Source organism: Streptomyces sp. CG 926, from assembly GCF_003148825.1.
Taxonomy (GTDB): domain Bacteria; phylum Actinomycetota; class Actinomycetes; order Streptomycetales; family Streptomycetaceae; genus Streptomyces.
This window is the reverse complement of the sequence record NZ_QGGZ01000036.1, coordinates 1-2,714: the sequence shown is the minus strand read 5'-3', so window position 1 is coordinate 2,714 and position 2,714 is coordinate 1. Positions and strand designations below refer to the sequence as shown.

Annotated in this window: 1 protein-coding gene; it reads right to left on the bottom strand. The window is 71.9% G+C overall.

The annotated features are described in order from the left end of the window. A partial coding sequence (locus BCL76_RS38320) for a condensation domain-containing protein (protein ID WP_375138015.1) occupies window positions 1-2,593 on the bottom strand: 2,593 nt, incomplete at its 3' end. Window positions 2,594-2,714: the final 121 nt, after the last annotated feature.

Here is a 2,714-nt window from a genome sequence, read left to right as displayed (position 1 = left end):
CGAACACCGACACCAAATTCGCCAACGCCCCATGACCCACCCCCACACCCTTCGGACGACCCGTCGAACCCGACGTATAGATCACATAGGCGAGGCCGGTGTCCGTGTAGGTGGCCTCGGGGGCCGTGTCCGGTGCGGAGTCGAGTGCGGCGCGCAGCTCGGGGCCGTCCACGACGGCGACCGGCGCGCGGTCCGCGGGGAGGCCGGGCAGGGCCTCTTCGGTGGTGAGCACGAGGGCGGCGCCGCTGTCGGCGATCAGGTACGCCTTGCGGTCGGCGGGGTGCTCGGGGTCGATGGGCAGGTAGGCGGCTCCGGCCTTCCAGGTCGCCAGGACGGCGACGATCACCTGCTCGTCGCGGCCGAAGCTGAGGCCGACGACGGATTCGGCGCCGATGCCCCGCTGGATCAGGACGTGCGCGAGGCGGTTGGCTCGGGCGTCGAGCTCCGCGTACGTGAGCTCGGTGCCACCCGCGATCACCGCGACCTCGTCCGGGGTGCTTGCGGCGTGGGCCGCGAAGAGCTCCGGCACGGTGGTGGGCGCGACGGTCGTGGTGGTGTCGTTCCAGACGTTCAGGAGCAGGTCGCGCTCGGGTGCGTCGAGTACGTCAACCGCGCTGAGGCGGGTGGCGGGCTCGGCGACCAGGGCGGCGAGGACGCGCGTCCAGCGTGCGGCGATCCGGCCGGCCGTGTCCTGCTCGAACAGGTCGGCGGCGGCCACCACGCTGCCGTGCAGTCCGCCGGGGGTTCCGTCGGTGTCGGCGGTCTCGGTGATCTGGAAGGCCAGGTCGAACTTGGCCGCGGCCTCGACGGGGCCGGCCGGTCGTGCGGCGGCCGGCGGGGTGTGCAGGCCGGGCAGGTCGAGGACCGCCTCGGCGTTGTTCTCCAGGGAGAGCATGACCTGGAAGAGCGGGTGGCGGGCGAGGGAACGGGCCGGGGCGAGCTCCTCGACGAGCTTCTCGAACGGCACGTCCTGGTTCGCCATCGCCGCCAGGCTCGTCTCGCGCACCCGGTTCAGAACCTCACGGAACGTCGGGTCGCCGGACAGATCCGTCCGCAGGACGAGCGTGTTGACGAAGAAGCCGACCAGGTCGTCGAGTGCTTCGTCGTTGCGGCCTGCGTGGGCCGAGCCGATCGGGATGTCGGTGCCCGCGCCCAGCTTCGCGAGGAGTACGGCGCCGGCGGCCTGGAGCACCATGAAGGTGGTGACGCCTTCGGCCTGTGCCAGGTCCCGCAGCTGTGCGTGGACGTCGGCCGGAACGGTCACCGGAATGCGGTGGCCCCGGTTGGTGGAGACGGCGGAGCGGGGGTGGTCGGCGGGGAGCGTCAGCTCCTCCGGGGCGCCTGTCAGTGTCTCGCGCCAGAAGGCGACCTGGCGGGATCCGACGCTGTCGGGGTCCGCCGAGTCGCCGAGGAGCTCGCGCTGCCACAGCGCGTAGTCCGCGTACTGCACCGGCAGCGGCTCCCACACAGGGGCCTCGCCCGCGCACCGCGCCGCGTAGGCGGTGGAGAGGTCCTGGGCGAGCGGACGCTTGGACCAGCCGTCGCTCGCGATGTGGTGCATCACCACGACGAGGACCTGCTCGTCGGTCCCGGCCGAGAACAGCCAGGCCCGGAAGGGTATTTCGGCGGAGATGTCGAAGGCGTACCCGCCCGCCGTGGCGACCGCGTCCGGCAGGTCGTCGGCGGCGACCTCGACGAGCGGCAGCTGCCAGGTCAGCTCCTCCATGGGGATGACCCGCTGGTACGGCTCGCCATCGGTGACGGGGAACACGGTACGCAGGACCTCGTGCCGCTCCAGGACGTCCCGCAGGGCCTCGGCCAGCGCCGTGTGGTTCACGTCCCCGGCCAGGCGGAGGGCGACGGGGACGTTGTAGCCGGCGTTCGAGCCCTCCAACTGGCCGATGAACCAGAGGCGTTGCTGGGCGTACGACAGTGGGGTGCGCTCGGGGCGCGGCATGGGGGTGAGTCCGGTGCGCGCGGCGCCGGCCAGACCCAGCCGGGCCGCGAGGCCGGCGACCGTCGGCACCTCGAAGAGCGTCGCCAGGTCCAGTTCGACGCCGAGCGCGGTGCGGACACGGCTGACGAGGCGGACGGCGAGGAGGGAGTGGCCGCCGAGGGTGAAGAAGCTCTCGTCGACGCCGACGTGGTCGAGTCCGAGGACCTGGGCGAAGGCCTCGCAGAGGACTTCTTCCTCATGGCTCTCGGGGCCCCGGCCGGAGCCGCCGGTGTGGGCGTTGTCCGGTGCGGGGAGGTTCTTGCGGTCGAGCTTGCCGTTGGCGGTCAGCGGGAGCGCGTCCAGGACGACGACCGCGGACGGAACCATGTGGTCGGGCAGGCGTCCTCGGGCGAACTCGACTATGGAAGCGGCGAGTTCGTCGTCGGTCTCGTCGGGGTCGGTGGGGATGACGTAGGCGACGAGGCGGGTGTCTCCCGGGGTGTCCTCCCGGGCGATGACCGCCACCCGGGCAACCGCGCGATGCGCGGCCACCACGGCCTCGACCTCGCCCGGCTCGATACGGAAACCACGGACCTTGACCTGCTCGTCGGCACGACCCAGGTACTCCAGGAGACCGTCCCTGCTCCAGCGGGCCATATCGCCTGAGCGATACATCCGTCCGACAGGCTCGAAGGGGTTCGCCACGAAACGCTCGGCCGTCAGGCCTGGGCGCTTCACATAGCCCCGGGCGAGTTGGGTGCCCGCGATGTACAGCTCG